The organism is Streptomyces sp. NPDC037288 (assembly GCF_055603265.1).
In genome coordinates, this window is record NZ_JBVJVY010000024.1 from 1 (window position 1) to 22,914 (window position 22,914).

The following is a 22,914-nucleotide window of genomic DNA, read 5'->3' on the forward strand; positions in this document are numbered from 1 at the left end:
GGGGGGGGGGTGGGAAGGTGGGGGAGGACTTAACCGGTTGGTTCGGAAACCACGTCCCCGCCTCCGCCCCACCGCGGACCCCAGGGCGCCGGTCCCGGGGCAGGGGGGCCCGGGCCCCGGCGGGCGTTACCGTCGGACCATGAACCACGCCCAGCTCGCCGCCCTCGGACGGGCCCTCCGGTTGCTCGGGGAGCACGGGGAGGCGGTGACCGCCGACACGCCGGACGCCCGGTTGCACGAGATCAAGGCCGATCTGCGCAGGGCGCTCGACCTCCTCGACGAGAGCGTCGCCTCCAGCGCGCGGAGCACCCGGTGCGCCGAACATCCGCAAGGGCCCGTCGACGAGAGCGCGCCCGATCTGTGTCTGCTCTGTGAGACCCGGCGGCGCGCGGCTCGGCGGTCGGAGTTCCAGGGCCGGCCCGGTCCGGCACAGCCCGTACCGACCGCGCCCTCCCGCTACGGCGTGCGCGCCGACCGGCCCCAGCCGCAGCAGCGCTGGCTGCCCGAGGCGTGGAACGGGCAGGAGTGGCAGCTGTGCGGGACACCCCGCAGGGACCGGCGCGAGGCCGAGGCGTATCTCGCCGCCCAGCGGCGCGGATCACGGCCCGCGACGGCGTACCGGCTCGTGCACGAGTTCACCGACTACGAGGTGCTGCGGGTGTGGGGCACACCCGTGCACATCGACATCGAGCCCATGGGCAACCTGTAGGCGCCGTCAGCTGAGCAGGGGCGAGGGCAGGAAGTCGTAGCCCTCCCAGATCAGCCTGCTGCGCTCCTCCGGGTACGGGCCCGTCGCCGGTTCCGTGTCCAGGATCTGCACCAGGCGGGAGTCCGGGTCGTAGGACGGCCAGCCCGGGTCGCCCGTGCGTGCGAACGCCGTCCAGGCGCGGCGCATGAAGGCCGACAGGCGCTCCGCCTCCGGTGTGGGTCTGCCGCCGGGGAAGAGCAGGGCGCCCAGGTCCGCGCCGAACGTGCCGAAGAGCAGCGGGATGTCCAGGGCGTGGCAGGCGCCCAGCAGTCCGCCGCCGCCCGGGGCCGGCCAGGTCAGTTCGTAGACGTGGGCACGGCCGCCGCCCGTGTGCTGGGCCTCGGCGAGGCGCAGGCTCGGCAGCGCGAACAGCCAGTCGGTCTGCACGCGTGCGAAGAGCTGCTCCGCGGTGGCGTCGGGGAAGGCCGACCGGTAGGCCTTCTCGCCCGTCTCACCGCCCGGTGCGTACAGCCGCAGGGTCGCTCGCGCCAGTTCGTCCGTGACCTTGCCGTGCAGGCCGGCCATGACCAGGAACAGGCGGTACTCGTCGCGGTTGTGGCCGACGAGGAGGTCGATGTCGCGGGCCGCGCCGGAGGCGAGGGCCTGCCAGGGGGTGCGGGGGAGGACGTCGCCGTCGACGACGGGGGCGAACGGGACGGTGGTGGGGGCCACCTGGCCCCATCGGGCGGTGAACCGGGACATCTTGGTGCCCAGCGCCGCGCCCGCTTCGGTGAGCCGCTGCGGGTCCACCGCCGCCAGGTCGGCCGCCGTGGGCTCGCGGCCCGCTTCGGCCGCCAGGGCCGCCGCGATGTCACCGGCCAGGCCGGCGGAGAAGAACGTGCCGGGCACGCTCTGGGCCACCGCCCGCCGGAACAGGCCCTGGGCTCGGGGCATCGCCAGCAGTGAGGCGATCGAACCCGCGCCCGCCGACTCACCGAAGACGGTGACCTCGGCGGGATCACCGCCGAACGCGGCGATGTTCTCCCGGACCCATTCCAGGGCCGCCACCTGGTCCAGCAGGCCACGGTTGGCCGGGGCGCCGCCCCAGAGGGCGAAACCCTCCATGCCGACGCGGTAGTTGAAGGTGACGACCACGACGTCGCCGTCACGGGCGATGCGCTGCGCGTCGTAGCCGGGCTGGCCGCCGTGGCCCAGTTTGAACGCGCCGCCGTAGATCCACACCATCACCGGGCGGGCGGCGGACGGGTCCGGGTCGGGGGTCCAGACGTTGACCGTGAGCCAGTTGTCGTCCTGGGGCGCGGGCAGCCGGGCCGCACGGCCCAGGAAGCCGGACTCCTGCGGGGGCGGGGGGCCGAACGCGTACGCCTCGCGGGTCCCGTCCCACGGGCGGGGCGGGCGTGGGGCCTGGAAGCGGGCCGGGCCGACGGGTGGATCGGCGAAGGGGATGCCCCGGAACACCGACAGGCCCTGCTCCCGCAGGCCGCGCACCGCGCCGGAGGCGGTGCGCACCACGGGGCCACCGGTGTCCGGGGCGCCGGCCTCCCGGGCCTGTGACTCGCTCGTCGTCATGCTCGCTCCTCACTGGTCATCAGAAGAAACGTACGGCAGCGGTCACAAGTGCCCGTCCGGGGAGGGGGATTCAGCTGAGCGTCTTCAGCGAGGCCGCGTCGTACGGCGCCAGCTCGTCGAAGCGGTCGGAGAGCACCTTGGCCGCCCACTCCGGGTCCTGGAGCAGCGCGCGGCCCACGGCGACCATGTCGAACTCGTCGGCCTCCATGCGGTCGAGGAGGTTGTCGATGCCCTTGACCTCGGACCCCTCGCCCTGGAAGGCGTTGATGAAGTCGCCGTCGAGACCGACCGAACCGACGGTGATGACCTGCTTGCCGGTGAGCTTCTTCGTCCAGCCCGCCAGGTTCAGGTCGGAGCCGTCGAACTCGGGCAGCCAGTAGCGGCGGGTGGAGGCGTGGAAGACGTCGACGCCGGCCGCGGCGAGCGGGGTCAGGATGGTCTCCAGCTCCTCGGGGGTCTCGGCGAGCCGGGCGGTGTAGTCCTGCTGCTTCCACTGCGAGTAGCGGAAGAGGACCGGGAAGTCGGCGGAGACCGCCTCGCGGACCGCCGCCACGATCTCCGCGGAGAACTTCGCACGGGCCACCGGGTCACCGCCGTAGGCGTCCGTGCGCCGGTTGGTGCCCTCCCACAGGAACTGGTCGAGGAGGTAGCCGTGGGCGCCGTGGATCTCCACGCCGTCGAATCCGATGCGCTCGGCGTCGGCGGCGGCCCGGGCGAACGCGCCGATCACGTCGTCCAGGTCCTTCTGGGTCATCGCCTTGCCCGTGGGCTCGGCACCCGCGGTGACCAGGCCGGAGGGGCCGACGGCCGGGGCGTCCGGGAAGGGGGCGTCGCCCTGGCTGCGGACCATGCCGATGTGCCACAGCTGCGGCACGATCGTGCCGCCCGCCGCGTGCACGTCCTCGGCGACCTTCGCCCAGCCCGCGAGCTGCTCCTCGCCGTGGAACCGCGGCACCCGGTCGCTCTGCCCGGCCGACTCGTGGCCGACGTACGTCCCCTCGGTGACGATGAGCCCGACGCCGGCGGCGGCGCGGCGGGAGTAGTAGGAGCGCACGTCCTCGCCGGGGATGCCGCCCGGGGAGAACATGCGGGTCATCGGCGCCATCACGATCCGGTTCGGAACGGTGAGACCGTTGAGCGCGATCGGGCGGGACAGTATCTGGGCCGCGCGGGAGGCGGGCGTCGTGACGGTCACGTGAGGGGCTCCTCGTGAGTGGCGGGGTTAACCGGACGGTATGTGAGCACGCATTGTTGCAGGCTCTTAAGTAATCGCCTATGCGCTGCCCCACATTCCGCCCCGCCGAAGCCCTTCACGTGACACCACTCACATGGCAGGACCGAAGGACCTCGACCCGTCGTCATCACCGCGCGCCCGGAGCAGCTGGGGCAGCGGCCAAATCGAAGTTCGAGGAGCACTTCGAGGTGGTGGCGGAGGCCAAGGCTCAAGCCACTGCGATCAGGGACGCGCCACCGCCCGAACGGTCCGGCCCCACCCGCTCCCGCGCCCACCTCCGTCTATCGATATCAAGTATCTTGACATCGAGATTACCGCGACGGTGGGAAACGGGGGCTGGCCATGCGACGGGCCGGAAACGGCAAGGACGGCGGGGACGGGCTGATAGCGCAGCTGCGACGGCCACCGGGCGGGCGGGACGCGCGGACCATGCTGCTCGCGCAGTGCGTGGACCGGACCGGAACGGGTGTGTGGGCCGCGGCCTGCGTCCTCTACTTCACCTACGTGAGCGGGCTGGACGCGCGCCGGCTCGGGCTGCTGCTGGGGGTGGGCGCGGTCGCGGGGATCGCCGGGTCGCCGCTCGCCGGGCGGGCCGCCGAACGGCTTCCCGTGCGGGGTCTGCTGATCGGCTGTCACCTGCTGCGCCTGGGCACGATGGTCCTGCTGCTGGTCGCCGACGACCTCGCCACCCTGCTGCCCGTGGTCGCCCTCACCAGTCTGGCGGAGCGAGCGGCCAAGACACTGGAGATGCTCTTCGCCACCCGGGTCGCGGGTGAGCGGCGAGCCACCTACCAGGCGCTGTTCCGCAGCGTGGCGAACGCCGGATACGCCGTCGGTGCGGGCATCGCCGCGCTCGGCCTCGCCGTGGGCACCCCGAACGCCTACCGCGCGCTGATCCTGGCCAACGCGCTGTCCTACCTCGTGGCCGCCGCGCTGGTCTGGCGGACCCGGGAACCGGCCGGCCAGGGCCTGATCGTGGCGCACGGCGACGGCAGCACACCCGCCCCCGACCCGACCCCCGCCCGCAGCCCCTGGCGGGATCCCGGCTACCTGCTCTTCGTCCTCCTCGACATCCCGATGAACCTGGACGACTCCGTTCTCAGCGTCGGGCTGCCGCTGTGGCTGGTGCACCACACCAGCGCGCCGCACGCGGTCGTCCCCGCGTTCCTGGTGGTCAACACCGTGCTCGTGGTGGTCCTGCAACTGCGGGTCTCGGCACGGGCCGAAGGCGCGCGCCGGGCGGCCGCGGCAGTGGGCTGGTACGGCATGACGCTGCTCGCCGGCTGCCTCGTGCTGGCGACCGCCACCGGTGGCGGGGCCTGGTCCGCCTCGCTCGCCATGCTGGCCGCCGCGATGCTGGTCACCCTGGCCGAACTGCTGCGCTCCGTGAGTTCCTGGGAGCTGGCGGTCGTCCTGGCGCCACCGCGCGCCCGTGCTTCCTATCTGGGCGTGGCCGGGATGGCGCAGTCGGTGCAGAAGTCGGTGGGGCCCCTGCTGCTGACCGGTGCGGTGATGACGGCCGGTCCCGCGGGCTGGCTGGCGCTCGGTGCCGCCGTCACCGGGCTGAGTGTGGTGCAGCGTCAGGCCAGCCTGCGGCGCCTGACGGCCCTCACCGCGCCCGCCACCGGCTCCCGGACACGCCCGAGGGCGGCACCCCCTGCCACTGACAGGGAGTGCCGCCCTCGGTAAAGGACGTGATCAACCAGGGGTCGATCAGAAGTCCATGTCACCGCCCGGCATGCCGCCGCCGGCCGGCGCGGCGGCCTTCTCCGGCTTGTCGGCGATGACGGCCTCGGTGGTGAGGAACAGCGCGGCGATGGAGGCGGCGTTCTGCAGCGCGGAACGGGTCACCTTCGCCGGGTCGATGATGCCCTCGGCGACCAGGTCGACGTACTCGCCGGTCGCGGCGTTCAGGCCGTGGCCCGGGGTCAGGTTGCGCACCTTCTCCACCACGACACCGCCCTCGAGGCCGGCGTTGACGGCGATCTGCTTCAGCGGGGCCTCGAGCGCGATGCGCACGGCGTTGGCGCCGGTCGCCTCGTCACCCTCGAGCTCCAGCTTCTCGAAGACCTGGGAGGCCTGCAGCAGGGCCACGCCACCACCGGCGACGATGCCCTCCTCGACGGCCGCCTTGGCGTTGCGGACGGCGTCCTCGATGCGGTGCTTGCGCTCCTTGAGCTCCACCTCGGTGGCGGCACCGGCCTTGATGACCGCGACACCGCCGGCGAGCTTCGCCAGGCGCTCCTGCAGCTTCTCGCGGTCGTAGTCCGAGTCGCTGTTCTCGATCTCGGCGCGGATCTGGTTCACGCGGCCGTTGACCTGCTCGGAGGAGCCGGCACCGTCGACGATGGTGGTCTCGTCCTTGGTGATGACGACCTTGCGGGCGCGGCCCAGGAGGTCCAGGGTCGCGTTCTCCAGCTTGAGGCCGACCTCCTCGGAGATGACCTCGCCGCCCGTGAGGATGGCGATGTCGCCGAGCATGGCCTTGCGGCGGTCGCCGAAGCCCGGGGCCTTGACGGCGACGGACTTGAAGGTGCCGCGGATCTTGTTGACGACCAGGGTCGACAGGGCCTCGCCCTCGACGTCCTCGGCGATGATCAGCAGCGGCTTGCCCGACTGCATGACCTTCTCCAGGAGCGGGAGCAGGTCCTTGACGGAGCCGATCTTGGAGTTGGCGATGAGGATGTACGGGTCCTCGAGCGACGCCTCCATGCGCTCCATGTCGGTCGCGAAGTAGGCGGAGATGTAGCCCTTGTCGAAGCGCATACCCTCGGTGAGCTCGAGCTCCAGGCCGAAGGTGTTGCTCTCCTCGACGGTGATGACGCCTTCCTTGCCGACCTTGTCCATGGCCTCGGCGATCAGCTCGCCGATCTGGGTGTCGGCGGCGGAGATGGACGCGGTGGAGGCGATCTGCTCCTTGGTCTCGACGTCCTTCGCCTGCTCCAGCAGGGCGCCGGAGACGGCCTCGACGGCCTTCTCGATGCCGCGCTTCAGGGCCATCGGGTTGGCACCGGCGGCGACGTTGCGCAGACCCTCCTTGACCAGGGCCTGGGCGAGCACGGTCGCGGTGGTCGTACCGTCACCGGCGACGTCGTCCGTCTTCTTGGCGACTTCCTTGACCAGCTCGGCGCCGATCTTCTCGTACGGGTCCTCGAGCTCGATCTCCTTGGCGATGGAGACACCATCGTTGGTGATCGTGGGGGCGCCCCACTTCTTCTCGAGGACGACGTTGCGGCCCTTGGGGCCGAGCGTCACCTTGACGGCGTCCGCGAGCTGGTTCATGCCGCGCTCGAGGCCGCGCCGCGCCTCCTCGTCGAACGCGATGATCTTGGCCATGTGAAGTGGTCCCTCCAGGACTGGGGGTGATTCCTTCGGACCGCGCCCGCGCCCGCGACGGACGGCTCGCCGGCCCCGTGGTTCCTTGCCCCACTTGGCCTGCGGGCCTCACCGACCCGGTCCTTCTTTGTCACTCTCACCTTCAGAGTGCTAACGCCAATGATTAGCACTCGGCACCTCCGAGTGCAAGCGCCCCGGGCATGCCGCGGGGGGCGCTCAGCCCCGCGCGAACAAGGGCGCCGGGCATGACGAAGGGCCCGTACCCCAGGAGGTACGGGCCCTTCGAAGACGAACGTAGAACGTCGCTGTCAGTCGACGCGTGCTTCAGCTGGTCGCCAGCCGGACCATGTCCGCCTGCGGGCCCTTCTGGCCCTGCGAGATCTCGAAGTCGACCCGCTGTCCCTCTTCCAGGGTGCGGTAACCGTCCATCTGGATCGCGCTGTAGTGGACGAAAACATCCGCACCACCGTCGACCGCGATGAAGCCGTACCCCTTCTCCGCGTTGAACCACTTGACGGTGCCCTGAGCCATGCCTAACTCCCCTATTACTGGCCCTTGCACAGATCCACACTTCGCGGACCCGGGTCAGACCTCACCCCCCATTGGTCGGGGGCGTGCGCCGGAACGCGTCGACCGCGGCTGAATGTATCTGTCCAACTGCCGTCTGCAACAGGTCAATCGGACGAGAATTCTGGACGCGAACGGTCCGGAATGTGGTGAGAATTCACCTGACTTCGGGGCAAGTCGGGCCCCGCAAAGGTTACAAAAGCCGCATAAAAGCCCCGCACTTTGGCTGCATCTTGCGGGGTGTGCGGCATGAAATCCAGGGCTTACGCCCTGACGCCGTGCCCAGGTTCCCCAACTGTACCGCGCTCAATCACGCAGAATTGCCCCCTCCGCTTCTCTCACGGAGGAGGCAATTCCATGAACAATGAGTAACTGGGGTTACCCAAGGTAACGATCAGCCGCCGGCGACCGCCGGAATGATGGACACACCGGCGCCGTCCGGGGTGGCGGTCTCGAGGCCCTGCTCGAAGCGGACGTCGTCGTCGTTGACGTAGACGTTCACGAACCGGCGCAGCTTGCCCTGGTCGTCCAGGACACGGGCGGCGATCCCCGTGTGGTTCTTCTCCAGGTCCTCGATGACCTCGGCGAGGGTCGCGCCCTCGGCGGCGACCTCGGCCTGGCCGCCGGTGTAGGTGCGCAGGATGGTGGGGATGCGAACGGTCACGCTCATGCGAGGCCAGCCTCTCGGAAGGAGTCCAGGGTCGGGCGGATGGTGGCGGTGAGGCCGGTCCCGGCCACCGCGTCGAGGGTCTTCAGGCCGTCACCCGTGTTGAGGACGACCGTGGTCTTCGTCGGATCCAGGACGCCGTCCTTGAGCAGCTTGCGGGTGACGCCGACGGTCACACCGCCCGCCGTCTCCGCGAAGATGCCCTCGGTGCGGGCCAGCAGCTTGATCGCGTCGACGACTTCCTCGTCCGTGACGTCCTCCACGGCACCGCCGGTGCGCCGGGCGATGTCCAGGACGTAGGGGCCGTCGGCCGGATTGCCGATGGCGAGGGACTTGGCGATGGTGTTCGGCTTCTGGGGCCGAACGACGTCGTGGCCGGCCTTGAAGGCGGTCGACACCGGCGAGCAGCCCTCGGCCTGCGCGCCGAAGATCCTGTACGGCTTGTCCTCCACCAGACCCAGCTTGATCAGCTCCTGCAGACCCTTGTCGATCTTCGTGAGCTGGGAACCGGAGGCGATCGGGATCACGATCTGGTCGGGCAGCCGCCAGCCGAGCTGCTCACAGACCTCGTACGCGAGGGTCTTGGAGCCCTCCGCGTAGTACGGCCGCAGGTTGACGTTGACGAAGCCCCAGCCCTCGCCGGCCGGGTCGCCGATCAGCTCGGAGCAGAAGCGGTTCACGTCGTCGTAGTTGCCCTCGATGCCGACGAGCTCGCCGCCGTAGACCGCGGCCATGACGACCTTGCCCTGCTCCAGGTCGTGCGGGATGAACACGCAGGAGCGGAAGCCGGCCCGGGCGGCGGCGGCGCCGACGGCACCGGCGAGGTTGCCGGTGGAGGAGCAGCTCAGCGTCGTGAAGCCGAAGGCGCGGGCGGCCTCCAGGGCCTGGGCGACGACACGGTCCTTGAAGGAGTGCGTCGGGTTGCCGGAGTCGTCCTTCACGAACAGGCCGCCGGTGACGCCGAGTTCGGCGGCGAGGTTGTCGGCCCGGACGAGCTGGGTCCAGCCCGGGTTCAGGTTCGGCTTGTCGGCCACGTCGGCCGGGACGGGCAGCAGCGGCGCGTAACGCCAGATGTTCGCGGGACCGGCCTCGATACGGCGGCGCAGCTCTTCGGTGTCGTAGCCGGCGAAGTCGTAGGCGATCTCCAGCGGGCCGAAACACTCCTCGCAGGCGAACACCGGGCCGAGCGGCACGCGGTGACCGCACTCCCGACAGCTCAGGGCAGCGGCGGGACCGAGGTCGACGGTGGAACTGCTGGTGCTTGCAACTGTCTGCACAGCCATGGAGGCGAGGCCCTTTCTCCTCATCTTCCTCACGACGCATCTCGCCGTGAGACGGATTTGGCACCTTCCCTAGCCGGGAGCCTCGCCACGTCAACGTGACAAGAACCGACTGGAGGGTTGCCGGGGCTTCATCGGGCCGTGTCCCTCTGCCCCTCTGGATGAGCTGTATGCGGTTGTGGACGCCCATGACCCCCGACATGCGATGGTCATCGGCGTTGTTCAAGACTGTAACCGACGGCCAGGACAGTTGAGATAGTCGTCCGAACCGCGAGATGGATCACACGGCTCACCCGTGTGGTCACGAACAGTGAGGAGTCGCAGACCGTGCTGGAAGAAGTCGAGCGCTGGCTGTCCACCCGCTCCTGGTCCGTGACCGATCGCCCTCTCCACCGGATCCTGTCCGCCAAACAGCGCACGGGCCAGACGATCAGCGTCGTGCTGCCCGCGCTCAACGAGGAGGAGACGGTCGGCGACATCGTCGCGGTCATCCGTCACGACCTCGTGGAGCAGGTACCGCTCGTCGACGAGATCGTCGTCGTCGACTCCGGCTCCACCGACCGCACCTCCGAGGTCGCCGCCGCCGCGGGCGCCCGGGTCGTTCACCGCGACGAGATCCTGCCCCGCATCCCCGCCGTCCCCGGAAAGGGTGAAGTGCTGTGGCGCTCCCTGCTGGTGACCGGCGGGGACATCGTCTGCTTCATCGACGCCGACCTGAAGGAGTTCTCCTCCGACTTCGTCTCCGGAATCGTCGGCCCGCTGCTCACCGAGCCGGACGTGGACCTGGTCAAGGGCATGTACGACCGTCCGCTCGGCGGCGCCGCCGGGCAGGGCGGCCGGGTCACCGAGCTGATGGCCCGCCCACTGCTGAACATGCACTGGCCGCAGCTGGCCGGTTTCGTGCAGCCGCTCGGCGGGGAATACGCGGCCCGCCGTTCACTGCTGGAGCAGCTGCCGTTCCCCGTCGGCTACGGCGTGGAGCTGGGCATGCTGGTGGACGCGCTGCACCTGGCGGGTCTGGACGCGCTGGCCCAGGTCGACGTCGGGGTCCGCAGACACCGGCACCAGGACGGGCAGGCGCTGGGCCGGATGGCGGCGGCGATCTACCGGACGGCCCAGCTCCGGCTGGCCCGGGGGCATCTGATCCGGCCGTCGCTGACCCAGTTCGAGCGGGGCGAGGACGGCTTCGAGCCGCGCACCTACTCGGTGGACACGGAGGAACGGCCGCCGATGGTGGAGATCGCGGAGTACGCCGAACGCAAGGTGGCCTGAGGCCGGATGTGGCCTGTGTTCGTATACGGCCCCATCACGGCGCGTAGCCGTACGTTTGAGCGTTTCCGGGCCGGGCTAGGTTGAGGACCATGGCTTCCACGCAGGGTGCTGAGGTGCTGGTCGCGTCGAACCGCGGCCCGGTTTCGTACACGGTGGACGAGAGCGGCTCGCTGCACGCCAGGCGGGGCGGCGGCGGGCTGGTCTCGGGGCTGTCGGCCATCGGCGCGGACGCGGACTCGGTATGGGTGTGCGCCGCGCTCGGCGACGGCGACCGGGAGGCCGTACGGCGTGCGGACGGCGGGCTGCTGCCGGCCGGGGACACCGGCGGGCAGCGGGTGCGGATGCTCGACATCGACGCGGCCGTGCACGCGGACGCCTACAACGGCATCGCCAACTCGGTGCTCTGGTTCGTCCACCACATGCTGTACCAGACCCCGCTGGAGCCGGTCTTCGACACGGGGTTCCGGCGGCAGTGGGCGTCGTACGAGGCCTACAACCGGGCGTTCGCCGAGGCGCTGGCCCAGGAGGCGGCCGAGGGGGCGGCCGTGCTGGTGCAGGACTACCACCTGTGCCTGGTCCCCGGGATGCTCCGGGAACTCCGCCCCGACCTGCGGATCGGTCACTTCTCGCACACGCCGTGGGCGCCGCCGGAGTACTTCGCGCTGCTGCCGGACGACATCCGTGAGCAGTTGCTCAGGGGCATGCTCGGGGCGGACCGGGTGGCGTTCCTGACCCGGCGGTGGGCGGACGCGTTCCGGGACTGCGCGCAGGCGGCCCTGGAGTCCGGGATCCCCGCGGACACGCGGATCGGGGTGCACGGGCTGGGGGCGGACGGGGACTTCCTGCGCAAGCGCTCGCACGAGCCGGACGTCCAGGAGCGGATGGCGGCGCTGCGGGAGGAGATCGGCGAGGGCCGCAGGGTCGTCGTCCGGGTCGACCGCACCGAGCTGTCGAAGAACATCGTGCGGGGACTGCAGGCGTACCGGCAGCTGCTGGAGGACCACCCCGAGTGGCGTGAGCGGGTGGTGCACCTGGCGTTCGCTTACCCGTCGCGACAGGACCTCGCCGTGTACCGCGACTACACCGCCGCGGTGCGGCGGCTGGCCGAGGAGATCAACTCCACCTACGGCACACCGGGCTGGACCCCGGTCGTGCTGCACGTCAAGGACGACTTCGCCCGCTCCCTGGCCGCCTACCGGCTCGCCGACGTGGCCCTGGTCAACCCCATCCGGGACGGGATGAACCTGGTCGCCAAGGAGATCCCGGTCGTCTCCGACCGGGGCTGTGCGCTGGTGCTGTCCCGGGAGGCCGGGGCGTACGAGGAACTGCGCGCCGACGCGCTCGTGGTGAACCCCTACGACGTGCTGCAGACCGCGCGGGTCCTGCACGAGGCGCTGTCCCTGCCGGATGGGGAGCGGGCGGAGCGATCGAAGCGGCTGGCCGCCGCGGCCACCGCGCTGCCGCCCGCCCAGTGGTTCCTTCAGCAGCTGCGGGAGCTTCAGTCCAGCTGAGCCGCCAGCGTCCGCAGCAGGTGGACGACGCCGGCCGGGCCGTCCACGACCAGGTCGGCCCGTTCCGCCAGTTCCGTGACCTCCGTGCTGCCGCTGCAGACCAGGAGGCCGGGGACGCCCTCGGAGCGGAGTTCGTCGACGGCGGCGAAGGCGGGCAGGTCACCGAGGTCGTCACCGGCGTAGAGCACCGACTCGGCGCCGGTCTTGCGGACGTAGTCGCCGAGCGCCACGCCCTTGTCCATGCCCGGCGGGCGCAGTTCCAGGACCATCCGGCCGGGTTCGACGATCAGGCCGTGGCGGGTGGCGAGGTCGGTGAGGGGGCCGCGCAGGGCCTCGAACGCGGCCTGCGGATCGTCGGCGCGGCGGGTGTGCACCGCGACCGCCCGGCCCTTCTCCTCGATCCACGTGCCGCGCCAGGCTCCGTTGCGGTCCAGCACGCCCGGCAGTTCGGCGCGGGCCGCGGCGACACCGGGGTGCGGGGCCGGGGCGGTGACGGTGCCGGTGACCGCGTCCCAGCGTTCGGCGCCGTAGTGGCCGAGGACGGTCAGGTGCTCCAGGCCCGGGACGCCGGCGAAGCCGCCGTACCGGACCGCGACCCCGGCCGGGCGGCCGGTGATCACGGCGATGGAGGCCACCTTCGGGGCGAGTGCGGCGAGGGCCGGTACGGCCTCGGGGTGGGCGCGGGCCTGTTCGGGGTCGGCGACGATGGGAGCGAGCGTGCCGTCGAAGTCGAGGCCGACGATTGCTGCGGCGGGTTTCGCCAGGAATGCGGCGAGGCCGTCGCGGCCGGGCTGGGTCCGCGGGGTCGGCAGAGGGTCCATACAGCGAAGGTATCCAGCGCGGGTCCGCCTCACTCCTGGAGCGCCCTGTCCGGCCCGGTCGGCTTCAGCGCTCCGCTCGCCGGGATTCCCTCACCCGGCGCAGGCGGTTCACCGTCACCGGGTCCGCCGCCAGCGCTCTCTCGTCGTCCAGCAACGCGTTCAGCAGCTGGTAGTAGCGGACCGGGGACAGGCCCAGTTCCTCGCGTATCGCCCGTTCCTTCGCGCCGGGGCCGGCGAAGCCGCGGCGCTCCAGCGCGAGGATGGCTTGTTCGCGGTGGCCTAGTTCCATGCCCGCCACCGTAGCGCCGGGCACGGACAACCGGCTCAGCCCGCGTCGCCGCTGTCGGCCGCGGTCGCCGTCGCCTGGAGCCGGGACAGGACGGCCGAGGGGCTGCCGCCGGGGGTGACGGCCTGGCCGATGTTCTGCTTCACGGCCGCGCTGACCGCCGCCCAGGAGGTCTTGCCGACCGGGTACAGCTCGGAGGTGGGCAGCTGGTCGAGGAAGGGGTGCAGGGCCTGGTCGGCCGGGGATTCCGAGTCGCTCATGGCGTTGGAGGCCGAGCCGGTGACCGGGAGCAGGCCGTACTCGCGGGAGAACGCGAGGACGTTCTTCTCGCTGTAGACGAAGTTGAGGAAGTCGCCTATCTGCTCGGCATGCCCGTTCTGCTTGAAACCCATCATCCAGTCCGCCACGCCCATGGAGGCCCTGGCCTTGCCGGTGCGGCCCGGCATCGGCACCATGCCGAACTTCACGCCCTTCTTCTCCGCCTGCTGGATCAGCGTGGGGTGCCCGTTGAGCATGCCGACCTGGCCGTCGGCGAAGGCGGCGAAGGCGTCCGCGCGGTTGAGCTTGCCGGGCGCGACCGGGCCGGTCAGGCCCTTGCCGACCAGGTTGTCCTTGAGCCAGGTGAAGGTGTTGACGTTCGGCGCCGAGTCGATGGTGTAGGTGCCGATGTCGTCGGTGTAGCCGGTGCCGCCGTTGCCCCCGCTGAGCAGCCACTGCATCGTCTCGGCCTGGGCCTCCTCGGGGCCCAGCGGCAGCGCGACGGGGTACTTCACGCCCTTGGCCCTGAGCGCCCTGGCGTCGGCGGCCAGCTCGTCCCAGGTGGTGGGCGGGGTGATGCCGGCCCTGGTGAACAGGGTCTTGTTGTAGAAGAGCACGCGCGTGGAGGCGGCGAAGGGGATGCCGTACTGCGTGTGGTCCCACTGGCCGGCGTCGGAGAGCTGGGAGAGGAAGTCCGCCTGGGTGCGGATGGAGAGCAGCTCGGAGGCCGGGTAGAGCTTGCCGGCGGCCGCGTAGTCGGCGTAGGCGCCGATCTGGGCCAGGTCGGGGGCATGGCCCGCGGCGACCATGTCCTTGACCTTGGCGTCGACGTCGTTCCAGGAGTACACGCTGACGTCGATCTTCACGCCGGGATGCTTGGACTCGTACTCCTTGGCCAGGGAGTCCCAGTACTTCTTGGAACTGTTGGCGGCGGAGTCCCCGTAGTCGGCGGCGACCAGTCTCAAGGTGACGTCGGAGGAGCCCGTGCTCCCGCAGCCGCCGAGAACCGCCGTCATGCCCAGTGCGGACACCACCGCGATCGTTCCTGCCGTACGCCGACCCACCGTCAAAGCCCCAACCCTGCTGTCTGACCGTTCAATATATGGACGCATAAGGTCTACACCACGTAAGTGGACTAGACCTCTTGCGGGTAGGAGGTTCACACTAGGGGCCGTGGTGAGACATGTCATCGCCCTGGACGTGGGCGGTACCGGGATGAAGGCCGCCCTCGTCGGCGACGGCGGCGAGCTGCTCCACCGCGCCCGACGCGCCACCGGACGCGAACGCGGACCGGACGCGGTGGTCGCGACGATCCTCGACTTCGCCGCCGAGCTGCGCGCGTACGGCGTAGAGCGCTACGGCGAGGCCGCCGCCGCAGCCGGCATCGCGGTCCCCGGCATCGTCGACGAGGAGCGGGGCATCGCCGCGTACGCGGCCAACCTCGGCTGGCGGGACGTACCCCTGCGCGCGCTCCTCGGACAGCGGCTCGGCGTCCCCGTCGCCCTCGGCCACGACGTGCGCGCCGGCGGCCTCGCCGAGGGCCGGATCGGCGCCGGCAAGGGCGCCGACCGGTTCCTGTTCGTGCCGCTCGGGACCGGGATCGCGGGCGCCATCGGCATCGACGGCCGGGTGGAGGCGGGCGCGCACGGTTTCGCCGGCGAGATCGGCCACGTCGTCGTACGACCGTCCGGCACCCCCTGCCCCTGCGGGCAGCACGGCTGCCTGGAGCGGTACGCCTCCGCGTCCGCCGTCAGCGAGGCCTGGGCGGCGGCCTGCGGGGACCCGGACGCGGACGCCGCCGACTGCGCCAAGGCCGTCGCGTCCGGTGACCCGAACGCCGTCCGGGTCTGGCGGGAGGCGGTCGACGCGCTCGCCGACGGCCTGGTCACCGCGCTCACCCTGCTGGACCCGCGCACCCTGATCATCGGTGGTGGTCTCGCCGAGGCGGGGGAAGTGTTGTTCCAACCCCTGCGGGACGCCGTCCGGCGGCGGGTCACCTTCCAGAAACTGCCGACGATCGTGCCGGCCGCCCTCGGCGACACGGCCGGTTGCCTGGGCGCGGGCCTGCTGGCGCAGGACCTGCTCGACACCACCGACCCCACCGACCCCACCGACCCCACCGACCCCACCGACCCCCCGGAGGTAACCGCCTGATGGCTCCCAGCTTGGTTCTCGCAGGTGCCCGGGTGGTGCTGCCCGGCGGAGTGGTGGACGACGGGCGCGTCAGCGTCGAGGGTACGGGCATCACGGCTGCCGTTCCCGAGAACGCCGAGGTCATCGACGTGACCGGCCACTGGGTGATCCCCGGCTTCGTCGACATCCACAACCACGGCGGCGGCGGCGCCTCCTTCTCCGGCACCCCGGACCAGATCATGAAGGCCATCGCCACGCACCGCGCGCACGGCACCACCACCCTCGTCGCCTCGACCGTCACCGACGAGATGGACCTGCTGGTGCGGCAGGCCGGGCTGCTGAGCGAACTGGCCGAGCAGGGGGAGATCGCCGGCATCCACTTCGAGGGGCCGTTCATCTCGCCGTGCCGCAAGGGCGCGCACTCCGAGGAGCTGTTGCGCGACCCGGAGCCGGCCGAGGTGCGCAAGCTGATCGACGCGGCGCGCGGCAGGGCGACGATGGTCACCCTCGCCGCCGAGCTGCCGGGCGGCATCGACTCGGTACGGCTGCTCGCCGAGCACGGCGTGATCGCGGCGATCGGGCACACGGACGCGACGTACGAGCAGACGGTCGAGGCCATCGACGCGGGCGCCACGGTCGCCACCCACCTGTTCAACGCGATGCCCCCGCTGGGCCACCGCGCGCCCGGCCCGATCGCCGCCCTGCTGGAGGACGAGCGGGTCACGGTCGAGCTGATCAACGACGGCGTGCACCTCCACCCCGCCGCCCTGGAACTGGCCTTCCACCGCGCGGGCGCCTCCCGCGTCGCCTTCATCACGGACGCGATGGACGCGGCCGGCACCGGCGACGGGCGTTACATGCTCGGCCCGCTGGAGGTCGAGGTCAGCGAGGGGGTGGCGCGGCTGGTGGAGGGCGGTTCGATCGCGGGCTCCACGCTGACCCTGGACCGGGCGTTCAAGCGGGCGGTGACCGTCGACAAGCTGTCGGTCGAGGACGCGGTGACGGCCCTGTCCGTCAACCCGGCCCGCCTCCTCGGCCTCTTCGACCGCATCGGCTCCCTGGAGCCCGGCAAGGACGCCGACCTGGTCCTGCTGGACGCGGACTTCGACCTCAAGGGCGTGATGCGGCGGGGCGAGTGGGTGGTCCCGCCCCAACCGGCCTGATCTGCCCGCCTTTTTCCCTCGACGGCGGCTGACACGTGACTGGGCCGGCCGCCGTCTCTTTGGCATGATCGGGCCCCGGAAACCGATGACGGGCGCGATGGCAGGCGCAAGGGACTTCGAGGGAGGTCGACCGGGTGATCCTCACGGTCACGCTGAACACCGCTCTCGACATCACCTATCGCGTGCGGTCGCTACGGCCGCACGCCTCGCACCGGGTCTCGGACGTCATCGAGCGACCGGGCGGCAAGGGCGTGAACGTGGCCCGCGTACTGGCCGCGCTCGGCCACGAGGTGACGGTCACGGGGTTCGCGGGCGGCGGGACCGGCCGGGCGATACGCGACCGGCTGGCCGACACTCCGGACCTGACGGACGCGCTGGTCCCCATCGCCGGCGCGACCCGGCGCACGATCGCGATCGTGGACGAACGCTCGGGTGACACGACCCAGTTGAACGAGCCGGGCCCGCTCATCGCGCCGACCGAGTGGGGCGCGTTCCTGGACCGGTACGAGGAACTGCTCTCCGGCGCCTCGGCAGTGGCCCTGTGCGGCAGCCTGCCCCCCGGCGTCCCGGTCGGCGCCTACGCGAACCTGGTCCGCACCGCCCGCACCCACGGCGTCCCCGTCCTACTGGACACCAGCGGCGAACCCCTGCGCCGGGGGGTGGCGGCCCGCCCCGACCTCATCAAACCCAACGCCGACGAACTGGCCGAACTCACCGGCTCCCACGAACCGTTGCGCGCCACCCAGGATGCGCGGCGGCGTGGGGCGCAGGCGGTGGTGGCCTCCCTCGGCGCCCAGGGCCTGCTGGCCGTCACTCCAGAGGGCCGCTGGCGCGCCACCCCACCGGCCCGCGTCCACGGCAACCCGACGGGCGCGGGCGACTCGGCGGTGGCGGGCCTGCTGTCCGGCTTGGTGGAGAAGCTTCCCTGGCCAGAACGCCTGACCCGCGCGGTCGCCCTGTCGGCGGCGACGGTACGGGCACGGGCCGCCGGCGAGTTCGACCCCGCGGTGTACGAGGAACTGCGGGGGCGGGTGGCGGGGACCGGGGTGGTCGGCGAGGCGTGATTCCGGGGAGCCCGTTGAGGTATTGAGCGACACCTCTGGCGGCCGATGTGGGAATCCCCGCTGGAATCCCCCTTGAGGCTCAGCCGCCGGAATTCACCCAGCCGTTCACCAGCCACAGCTGGTCGATGTTGGCGTCACACTGGTCGCCCTGCTCACAGGAGACCTTGATGCTGTTCGTGCCTTTGTTGAGCTGGATCCAGTTGTAGCTGCGGGTCCAGCCCCTCTCGTAGTTGCCCTCGGGGGCGCGCGCCCAGTTCTTCAACTTGGCCTTGGACGTCGTGCCGTTGACTGTGAGAGTCGCTGTGGCGTCCTTGCCCGGGACGGAATAGCCGACGTACAGGCTGTACTTGCCGCTCTCGGGGATGCCGTCGATGTTCCAGGTGACCGAGGAGCCGACCTGGTTGAAGCCGCCGACGTAGACGCCACCCTCGGACGGGGCGCCCTTGATGTCCGAGGCCAGCGCGGCGCTGCCGCCCAGCTGCAGAGCCTTGGCATCCGTCTTCGGCAGCTCTCCCGGCGTCGTAGAGCTGCTGCTCGACGGGCTGGGCGAGTGGTTCTGGGACTGGGTCGGGGTGGTGTTGGCCTGGTTGGCGTTCTTCTTGTCGTCGTTGCCGTTGAGCATCGCGGCGCCGATGCCGACGACGACCGCGGCGACCACCGCGATGGCGCCGATCAGCAGGCCCTTGGTGTTGGGGCCGCGGCGGCCGGGGGCGGGCTGGTTCTGCGGGCGGCCGGGCGGCGGGGTGCCGCCGGGCAGCGTCTCCGGGGCCTGGTAGTGGGCGTTCGGCTGGCCGTAGGCGCCCTGCTGCGGCACGGTCGGCTGGCCGTACTGCGGCTGCTGGGCGTACTGGCGCTCACCGACCGTACGCACCCTGCTGACCGAGTTCGGGTAGCCGTAACCGCCGGACGGCGGCTGGGCTCCTCTGGCCTGGCCGTCGGCGTACAGATAGCCGAACGGGTCGTCGTCCTCGGGCGTGCTCGGGCCGTTTTCGCCGGGCGTCATCCCTTGGTCTCCTCAGCGGGTGCGGGCGGATGCGATACGGAGTGTGGAACAGCGAGCCTACCCGCTCTGACTGAGCCAAACGGGTGACTCGAATCGCATCAGGTCCCTGACCTGCGGATCATCCGGCGCGTCGGTTTTGTTTGGGACGAGATCGTTTCTCTACGTACATACGCTCGTCGGCTGACTTCAACACTTCGTCCGCCGTCATGCCGCAGTGCGCCCAGCCGATGCCGAAGCTCGCGCCCACCCGGACGGCCCGGCCCTCGGCCCGGATCGGCTGGATGATCTCGTTGCGCAGCCGTACGGCGAGGTCCTGGGCGTCGGCCCGGCCGAGGCCGTCGGCGAGGATCACGAACTCGTCGCCGCCGAGGCGGGCCACCGTGTCGCCGTCGCGGACGCCCCGGGACAACCGCCTTGCCACCTCGATCAGGACCGTGTCGCCCGCGTTGTGGCCGAAGCGGTCGTTGATCGACTTGAAGCCGTCGAGGTCGCAGAAGAGGACCGCGAGGCCCTTGGCGCCGTCGTCGCGGTCGTCCTCGGGGGCGACCGTGTGGACGTGGTGGTCGAAGGCGTCGTACGACTCCGCGCCGGGCCGGTAGTCGAAGCCGTGGACCGCCGCGGGCGCGTCGAAGGCCGGGTGGCCGTACGCCGCGTCCAGGGACTCCAGGTCGCCGGCGTGGGTGGGGCGCCGGCACAGCCGGGCCGACAGGCGCGAGCGCAGCTCGGCGGAGTTCGGCAGGCCGGTCAGGGAGTCGTGGGAGGCGCGGTGGGCGAGCTGCAGTTCGCGGCGTTTGCGCTCCTCTATGTCCTCGACGTGGGTCAGGAGGAAGCGGGGGCCGTCGGCGGCGTCGGCGACGACGGAGTTGCGCAGGGACACCCAGACGTACGTGCCGTCGCGGCGGCCCAGGCGCAGTTCCGCGCGACCGCCCTCCGCCGAGGTGCGCAGCAGCGTACCGATGTCCTCGGGGTGGACGAGGTCGGAGAAGGAGTAACGGCGCATGGCGGAGGCGGGGCGGCCCAGGAGGCGGCACAGGGCGTCGTTGGTGCGCAGGATGCGGCCGTGCTGGTCGCCGCCCATCTCGGCGATGGCCATGCCGGAGGGGGCGTACTCGAAGGCCTGCCGGAAGGATTCCTCGCTGGCGCGCAGGGCCTGCTGCTCACGCTCCAGGCGGACCAGGGCGCGCTGCATGTTCGCGCGTAGACGCGCGTTGCTGATCGCGATGGCGGCCTGGAAGGCGTACATCTGCAGGGCCTCGCGGCCCCAGGCGCCGGGGCGGCGGCCGTTGCGCGGCCGGTCGACGGAGATCACCCCGAGCAGTTCGCCGCGGGAACCGCCCTGCACGCCCGGTGTGTACATGGGGGCGAAGAGGCGGTCGGAGGGGTGCCACTCGTCCTCGAAGCGGGGGGCCGGGCCGTCGGTGTACCACTGGGGGACGTCGTCGTCGTCGAGGACCCAGCCCTCGGTGTGCGGTATGAAGATCAGGTCGCCCCAGCGCTCACCCATGTCCAGCCGCCGGTCCCAGGACTCGCGGGAGCCCACCCGGCCGGTGATCAGGGCCTCGGCGGCGGAGTTGCCGGAGAACGCGGCGACGACGAGATCGCCGTCGGGGCGTACGAGGTTCACGCACGCCATCTCGTACCCGAGGGCGTGTATGGCGCCGTCGGAGACGGTCTGCAGTGTGTCCGCCAGGCTGCGTGCCGTGTTCATGTCGGCCATGACCTGGTGCAGCTGTCGCAGGGACGCAAGACGGACATACGGCTCCGACTCGGTCTCCATGCTCGCCCTCCCCCCGAGACCTCGCAGCGAATCAAGGGTTGTCGTCGGCGCTTCTTCAGGGTGCCGCTTACGGTGCTGTTCCAGTTTCCCCGCCACTGAATCACAGCGCGCTGCCCACTCGGTACACAGGGTCAACAATTCCTGCCTCTTGTGACTCAAGTCACAGGAGAACGTGAACAATTGAGTGGAGTTTCAGCGGTTTCCCCATGCGTTTACTGAACGCAAACTTTATGGGTCCGTTCACAGGATGCACACACTGGTCGGGCGTTGGTCCTAGGACCCGTCTCGGGCCGTGGCCCGATGTGGCCTGTGCAGGGCGGAGACTAGCGTTTCCGGCGTGCTGAAGACTCCCTCACCCACCGCCACCGCAGCTTCCGGGCATGCTGAGGGGGTGAGCAACGACGAGTTCCGGGCCGCGATGTCCCGACTGGCCGCCGGGGTCGTCCTGGTGACCGCGCAGGAGCCGCCGCTGGACCCGGACGACCCGGGCGCGCCCGCCATGGAGGACGTCGGCATGACCGCCACCGCCTTCCTGTCCGTCTCCCTCGACCCGCCGCTGGTCCTGGTCAGCCTGCGCGAGGGCTCCCGCATGGACGACCTGCTCGACGAGCAGCCCCTGTGGGCGGTGTCGGTGCTCGCCGAGAGCCAGCGGCACATCGCGGGCCGCTTCGCCATGAAGGGCCGCATCAGCGACCGTCTGCTCTTCGAGGACATCGCCTACGCCCGCGGCGAGGCCACCGGCGCGCCGCTGGTGGGCGGCGCGCTGGCCACGCTGGAGTGCCGCACCGAGCAGCGGGTGACGGCCGGCGACCACACCCTCGTCATCGGCCGCGTCCTCACCGCGCGCGTACCGAGCGCGGAGGGGGGCCCATTGCTGTACTTCCGCGGCCGGTACCGGCACGTGGGCTGAGCCCCGCATTGCGTGGCCCGGGAGTGAACCGCGTGTCCACGGTGCCCGGATGACACCTCGTCCGGAAGAAGTCACACCCGCGAACTCCGACGCCGCGATGGCATCAGGACCGGCCCCGACCAGGAACACGCGGTCCGGGCCTCCTCGGCATCGACTGGTACGGCGACGGCAGCGTGCGCCGCTCGGGGCGGTGGCGCCTCCACATCGCCGCCGACGCCCAGGGGCGGGGCTACGGCCGATCCGCCGCCGGCTCCGAGGCCGGCCTGATCCGCGGCCGGGCGACACGGAGGGCTTCCACCTGGGCGCGGGCTTCCGGCCGACGGGGGAGGCCGACGGGGGTGCTCCACGCAACCTGCGGGCAGCCGCGCCGCCAGCGGCGGCACGGGTGGGCGCAGCGGCATCCCGCCCCTAGACCTGCTCGACGCCCAGCTCCGTCAACCGGTCCGGGTTCGTCACGATGTCGATGGACGCGATCCGGTCGGCGACGAAAGTGAACGTCAGGGCGCGCTCCAGGCGGCCGTCGGCGTACACGACCAACCCCGTGACCCCGTCGACCAGCGCGGGACGCGCAACGCGGGCCAGATGGGCGAAGCTCCTCGCGCCGGAGGCGACCCCGGCCGCCCCGACGGTCGTACCGGCATCGCCGCGGGCCAGCACGTCCGGGTCGAGCACCGCCAGCAACCCGTCGAAGTCACCGTCCCGCGCGGCCGCCAGAAACGCGTCGACCACCCCCCGTTGCCGGACCAGGTCGGCCTCCGGCGCCTCCGCGCCCCGCACCCGGCGCCGCGCCCGGCTGGCCAGCTGCCGCGCGGCGGCCGGACTGCGCCCGAGGATGCCGCCGACCTCCTCGAACGGCACCCCGAACAAATCGTGCAGCACGAACGCGAGCCGCTCGGCAGGCGAGAGCGTGTCGAGGACGACGAGCAGTGCCACCCCGACCGAGTCCGCGAGCACGGCGTCCTGGGCCGGGTCCGGCTCGGCGGAGGCTCCCGGATGCCAGGCGTCCAGGGGCTCCTCGCCCCGGGAGCGGCGGGAGCGGAGCATGTCGAGGCAGACCCGGCCGACGACGGTCGTCAGCCAGCCCCCGAGGTTGCTCACCTCACCGGTGTCGGACCGGCTGAGCCGGAACCACGCCTCCTGCACCGCGTCCTCGGCCTCCGCGGCCGAGCCCAGCATCCGGTAGGCGACGGCCCGCAGATGCCCCCGGTACGCCTCGAACCGCTCCGCGAGGAGATCGTCGTCGCCGTGCAGCCCGTTGTCGCTCATCGTGTGTCCGGCCTCTCCGTCACCGTCGGTGGTCCTCCGCCTCACTGACGAACGCCGGGCCGCGGATGTGACGGGCCCACCCGTATGC

General features: G+C 71.4%; 20 protein-coding genes and 1 riboswitch. Of the genes, 8 read left to right on the forward strand and 12 right to left on the reverse strand.

Annotation, left to right across the window (positions count from 1 at the left end; translation table 11 throughout):
- Positions 1-139: 139 nt before the first annotated feature.
- Positions 140-709: a hypothetical protein gene (locus ACZ7GZ_RS25055; RefSeq protein WP_471027529.1), complete on the forward strand. Its 570-nt coding sequence runs from the start codon at positions 140-142 to the stop codon at positions 707-709.
- A gap of 6 nt (positions 710-715) precedes the next feature.
- Here the strand turns inward: ACZ7GZ_RS25055 and ACZ7GZ_RS25060 are convergent, their stop codons facing one another.
- Positions 716-2,278, reverse strand: a complete 1,563-nt coding sequence (locus ACZ7GZ_RS25060) for a carboxylesterase/lipase family protein (RefSeq protein ID WP_471027530.1) — start codon at positions 2,276-2,278, stop codon at positions 716-718.
- A gap of 70 nt (positions 2,279-2,348) precedes the next feature.
- Positions 2,349-3,473, reverse strand: a complete 1,125-nt coding sequence (locus ACZ7GZ_RS25065) for an NADH:flavin oxidoreductase (RefSeq protein ID WP_471027532.1) — start codon at positions 3,471-3,473, stop codon at positions 2,349-2,351.
- A gap of 381 nt (positions 3,474-3,854) precedes the next feature.
- Between ACZ7GZ_RS25065 and ACZ7GZ_RS25070 the strand changes: the two genes are divergently transcribed.
- Positions 3,855-5,201 carry an MFS transporter gene (locus ACZ7GZ_RS25070; protein WP_471027534.1) on the forward strand — a complete coding sequence of 449 codons (1,347 nt, stop codon included), beginning with the start codon at positions 3,855-3,857 and terminating at the stop codon, positions 5,199-5,201.
- A 24-nt stretch (positions 5,202-5,225) separates the two neighbouring features.
- Here the strand turns inward: ACZ7GZ_RS25070 and groL are convergent, their stop codons facing one another.
- The 4 genes from groL to thrC all read right to left on the reverse strand — a co-directional run bounded on the left by groL (position 5,226) and on the right by thrC (position 9,365).
- Positions 5,226-6,848, reverse strand: coding sequence for a chaperonin GroEL (groL, locus tag ACZ7GZ_RS25075; protein ID WP_471027535.1), 1,623 nt, complete (start codon positions 6,846-6,848; stop codon positions 5,226-5,228).
- A gap of 324 nt (positions 6,849-7,172) precedes the next feature.
- Positions 7,173-7,379, reverse strand: a complete 207-nt coding sequence (locus ACZ7GZ_RS25080) for a cold-shock protein (protein ID WP_019057200.1) — start codon at positions 7,377-7,379, stop codon at positions 7,173-7,175.
- Positions 7,380-7,809: 430 nt separating this feature from the next.
- Positions 7,810-8,085, reverse strand: a complete 276-nt coding sequence (locus ACZ7GZ_RS25085) for a MoaD/ThiS family protein (protein ID WP_076087077.1) — start codon at positions 8,083-8,085, stop codon at positions 7,810-7,812.
- Positions 8,082-9,365, reverse strand: a complete 1,284-nt coding sequence (gene thrC, locus ACZ7GZ_RS25090; RefSeq protein WP_471027536.1) for a threonine synthase — start codon at positions 9,363-9,365, stop codon at positions 8,082-8,084. Before thrC ends, ACZ7GZ_RS25085 begins: the two co-directional genes overlap by 4 nt.
- Before the next feature lie 17 nt (positions 9,366-9,382).
- Positions 9,383-9,530, reverse strand: a riboswitch (SAM riboswitch).
- A gap of 159 nt (positions 9,531-9,689) precedes the next feature.
- Here thrC and ACZ7GZ_RS25095 point away from each other — a divergent pair.
- Complete coding sequence (locus ACZ7GZ_RS25095; RefSeq protein WP_471027538.1) at positions 9,690-10,634, forward strand: glucosyl-3-phosphoglycerate synthase; 945 nt, start codon at positions 9,690-9,692, stop codon at positions 10,632-10,634.
- A gap of 89 nt (positions 10,635-10,723) precedes the next feature.
- Positions 10,724-12,145 (forward strand): alpha,alpha-trehalose-phosphate synthase (UDP-forming), encoded by a 1,422-nt coding sequence (locus ACZ7GZ_RS25100; RefSeq protein ID WP_471027539.1) that lies wholly within the window; start codon positions 10,724-10,726, stop codon positions 12,143-12,145.
- On the opposite strand, the gene otsB is transcribed toward ACZ7GZ_RS25100, so the two are convergent.
- From otsB to ACZ7GZ_RS25115, 3 genes are all read right to left on the reverse strand, one after another.
- Positions 12,133-12,966, reverse strand: coding sequence for a trehalose-phosphatase (otsB, locus tag ACZ7GZ_RS25105; RefSeq protein ID WP_471027541.1), 834 nt, complete (start codon positions 12,964-12,966; stop codon positions 12,133-12,135). The two genes, ACZ7GZ_RS25100 and otsB, sit on opposite strands and share 13 nt — an antisense overlap.
- A gap of 64 nt (positions 12,967-13,030) precedes the next feature.
- Positions 13,031-13,255 (reverse strand): DUF3263 domain-containing protein, encoded by a 225-nt coding sequence (locus tag ACZ7GZ_RS25110; protein WP_471027543.1) that lies wholly within the window; start codon positions 13,253-13,255, stop codon positions 13,031-13,033.
- A 35-nt stretch (positions 13,256-13,290) separates the two neighbouring features.
- Entirely contained in the window at positions 13,291-14,622 is a 1,332-nt protein-coding gene (locus ACZ7GZ_RS25115) for an extracellular solute-binding protein (RefSeq protein WP_471027544.1), read from the reverse strand.
- Positions 14,623-14,686: 64 nt separating this feature from the next.
- Here ACZ7GZ_RS25115 and ACZ7GZ_RS25120 point away from each other — a divergent pair, with 64 nt between their 5' ends.
- The 3 genes from ACZ7GZ_RS25120 to ACZ7GZ_RS25130 all read left to right on the forward strand — a co-directional run bounded on the left by ACZ7GZ_RS25120 (position 14,687) and on the right by ACZ7GZ_RS25130 (position 17,870).
- Complete coding sequence (locus ACZ7GZ_RS25120) at positions 14,687-15,664, forward strand: ROK family protein (protein WP_471027695.1); 978 nt, start codon at positions 14,687-14,689, stop codon at positions 15,662-15,664.
- Positions 15,664-16,806 (forward strand): N-acetylglucosamine-6-phosphate deacetylase, encoded by a 1,143-nt coding sequence (gene nagA / locus ACZ7GZ_RS25125; RefSeq protein WP_471027545.1) that lies wholly within the window; start codon positions 15,664-15,666, stop codon positions 16,804-16,806. Before ACZ7GZ_RS25120 ends, nagA begins: the two co-directional genes overlap by 1 nt.
- A gap of 134 nt (positions 16,807-16,940) precedes the next feature.
- Positions 16,941-17,870: a 1-phosphofructokinase family hexose kinase gene (locus tag ACZ7GZ_RS25130; protein WP_471027546.1), complete on the forward strand. Its 930-nt coding sequence runs from the start codon at positions 16,941-16,943 to the stop codon at positions 17,868-17,870.
- Between the two features lie 79 nt (positions 17,871-17,949).
- Here the strand turns inward: ACZ7GZ_RS25130 and ACZ7GZ_RS25135 are convergent, their stop codons facing one another.
- A complete protein-coding gene (locus ACZ7GZ_RS25135; RefSeq protein WP_471027547.1) occupies positions 17,950-18,873 on the reverse strand; it encodes a CBM35 domain-containing protein in 924 nt (307 codons plus the stop codon).
- Positions 18,874-18,991: 118 nt separating this feature from the next.
- The gene (gene cdgB, locus ACZ7GZ_RS25140; RefSeq protein ID WP_471027548.1) at positions 18,992-20,650 is read right to left on the reverse strand and encodes a diguanylate cyclase CdgB; all 1,659 of its coding nucleotides are present in this window, start codon (positions 20,648-20,650) and stop codon (positions 18,992-18,994) included.
- 418 nt (positions 20,651-21,068) lie between these two features.
- Here cdgB and ACZ7GZ_RS25145 point away from each other — a divergent pair, with 418 nt between their 5' ends.
- Positions 21,069-21,560 carry a flavin reductase family protein gene (locus tag ACZ7GZ_RS25145; protein ID WP_471027697.1) on the forward strand — a complete coding sequence of 164 codons (492 nt, stop codon included), beginning with the start codon at positions 21,069-21,071 and terminating at the stop codon, positions 21,558-21,560.
- Positions 21,561-21,968: 408 nt separating this feature from the next.
- Here the strand turns inward: ACZ7GZ_RS25145 and ACZ7GZ_RS25150 are convergent, their stop codons facing one another.
- Positions 21,969-22,826 (reverse strand): sigma-70 family RNA polymerase sigma factor, encoded by an 858-nt coding sequence (locus tag ACZ7GZ_RS25150; RefSeq protein ID WP_471027550.1) that lies wholly within the window; start codon positions 22,824-22,826, stop codon positions 21,969-21,971.
- Positions 22,827-22,914: the final 88 nt, after the last annotated feature.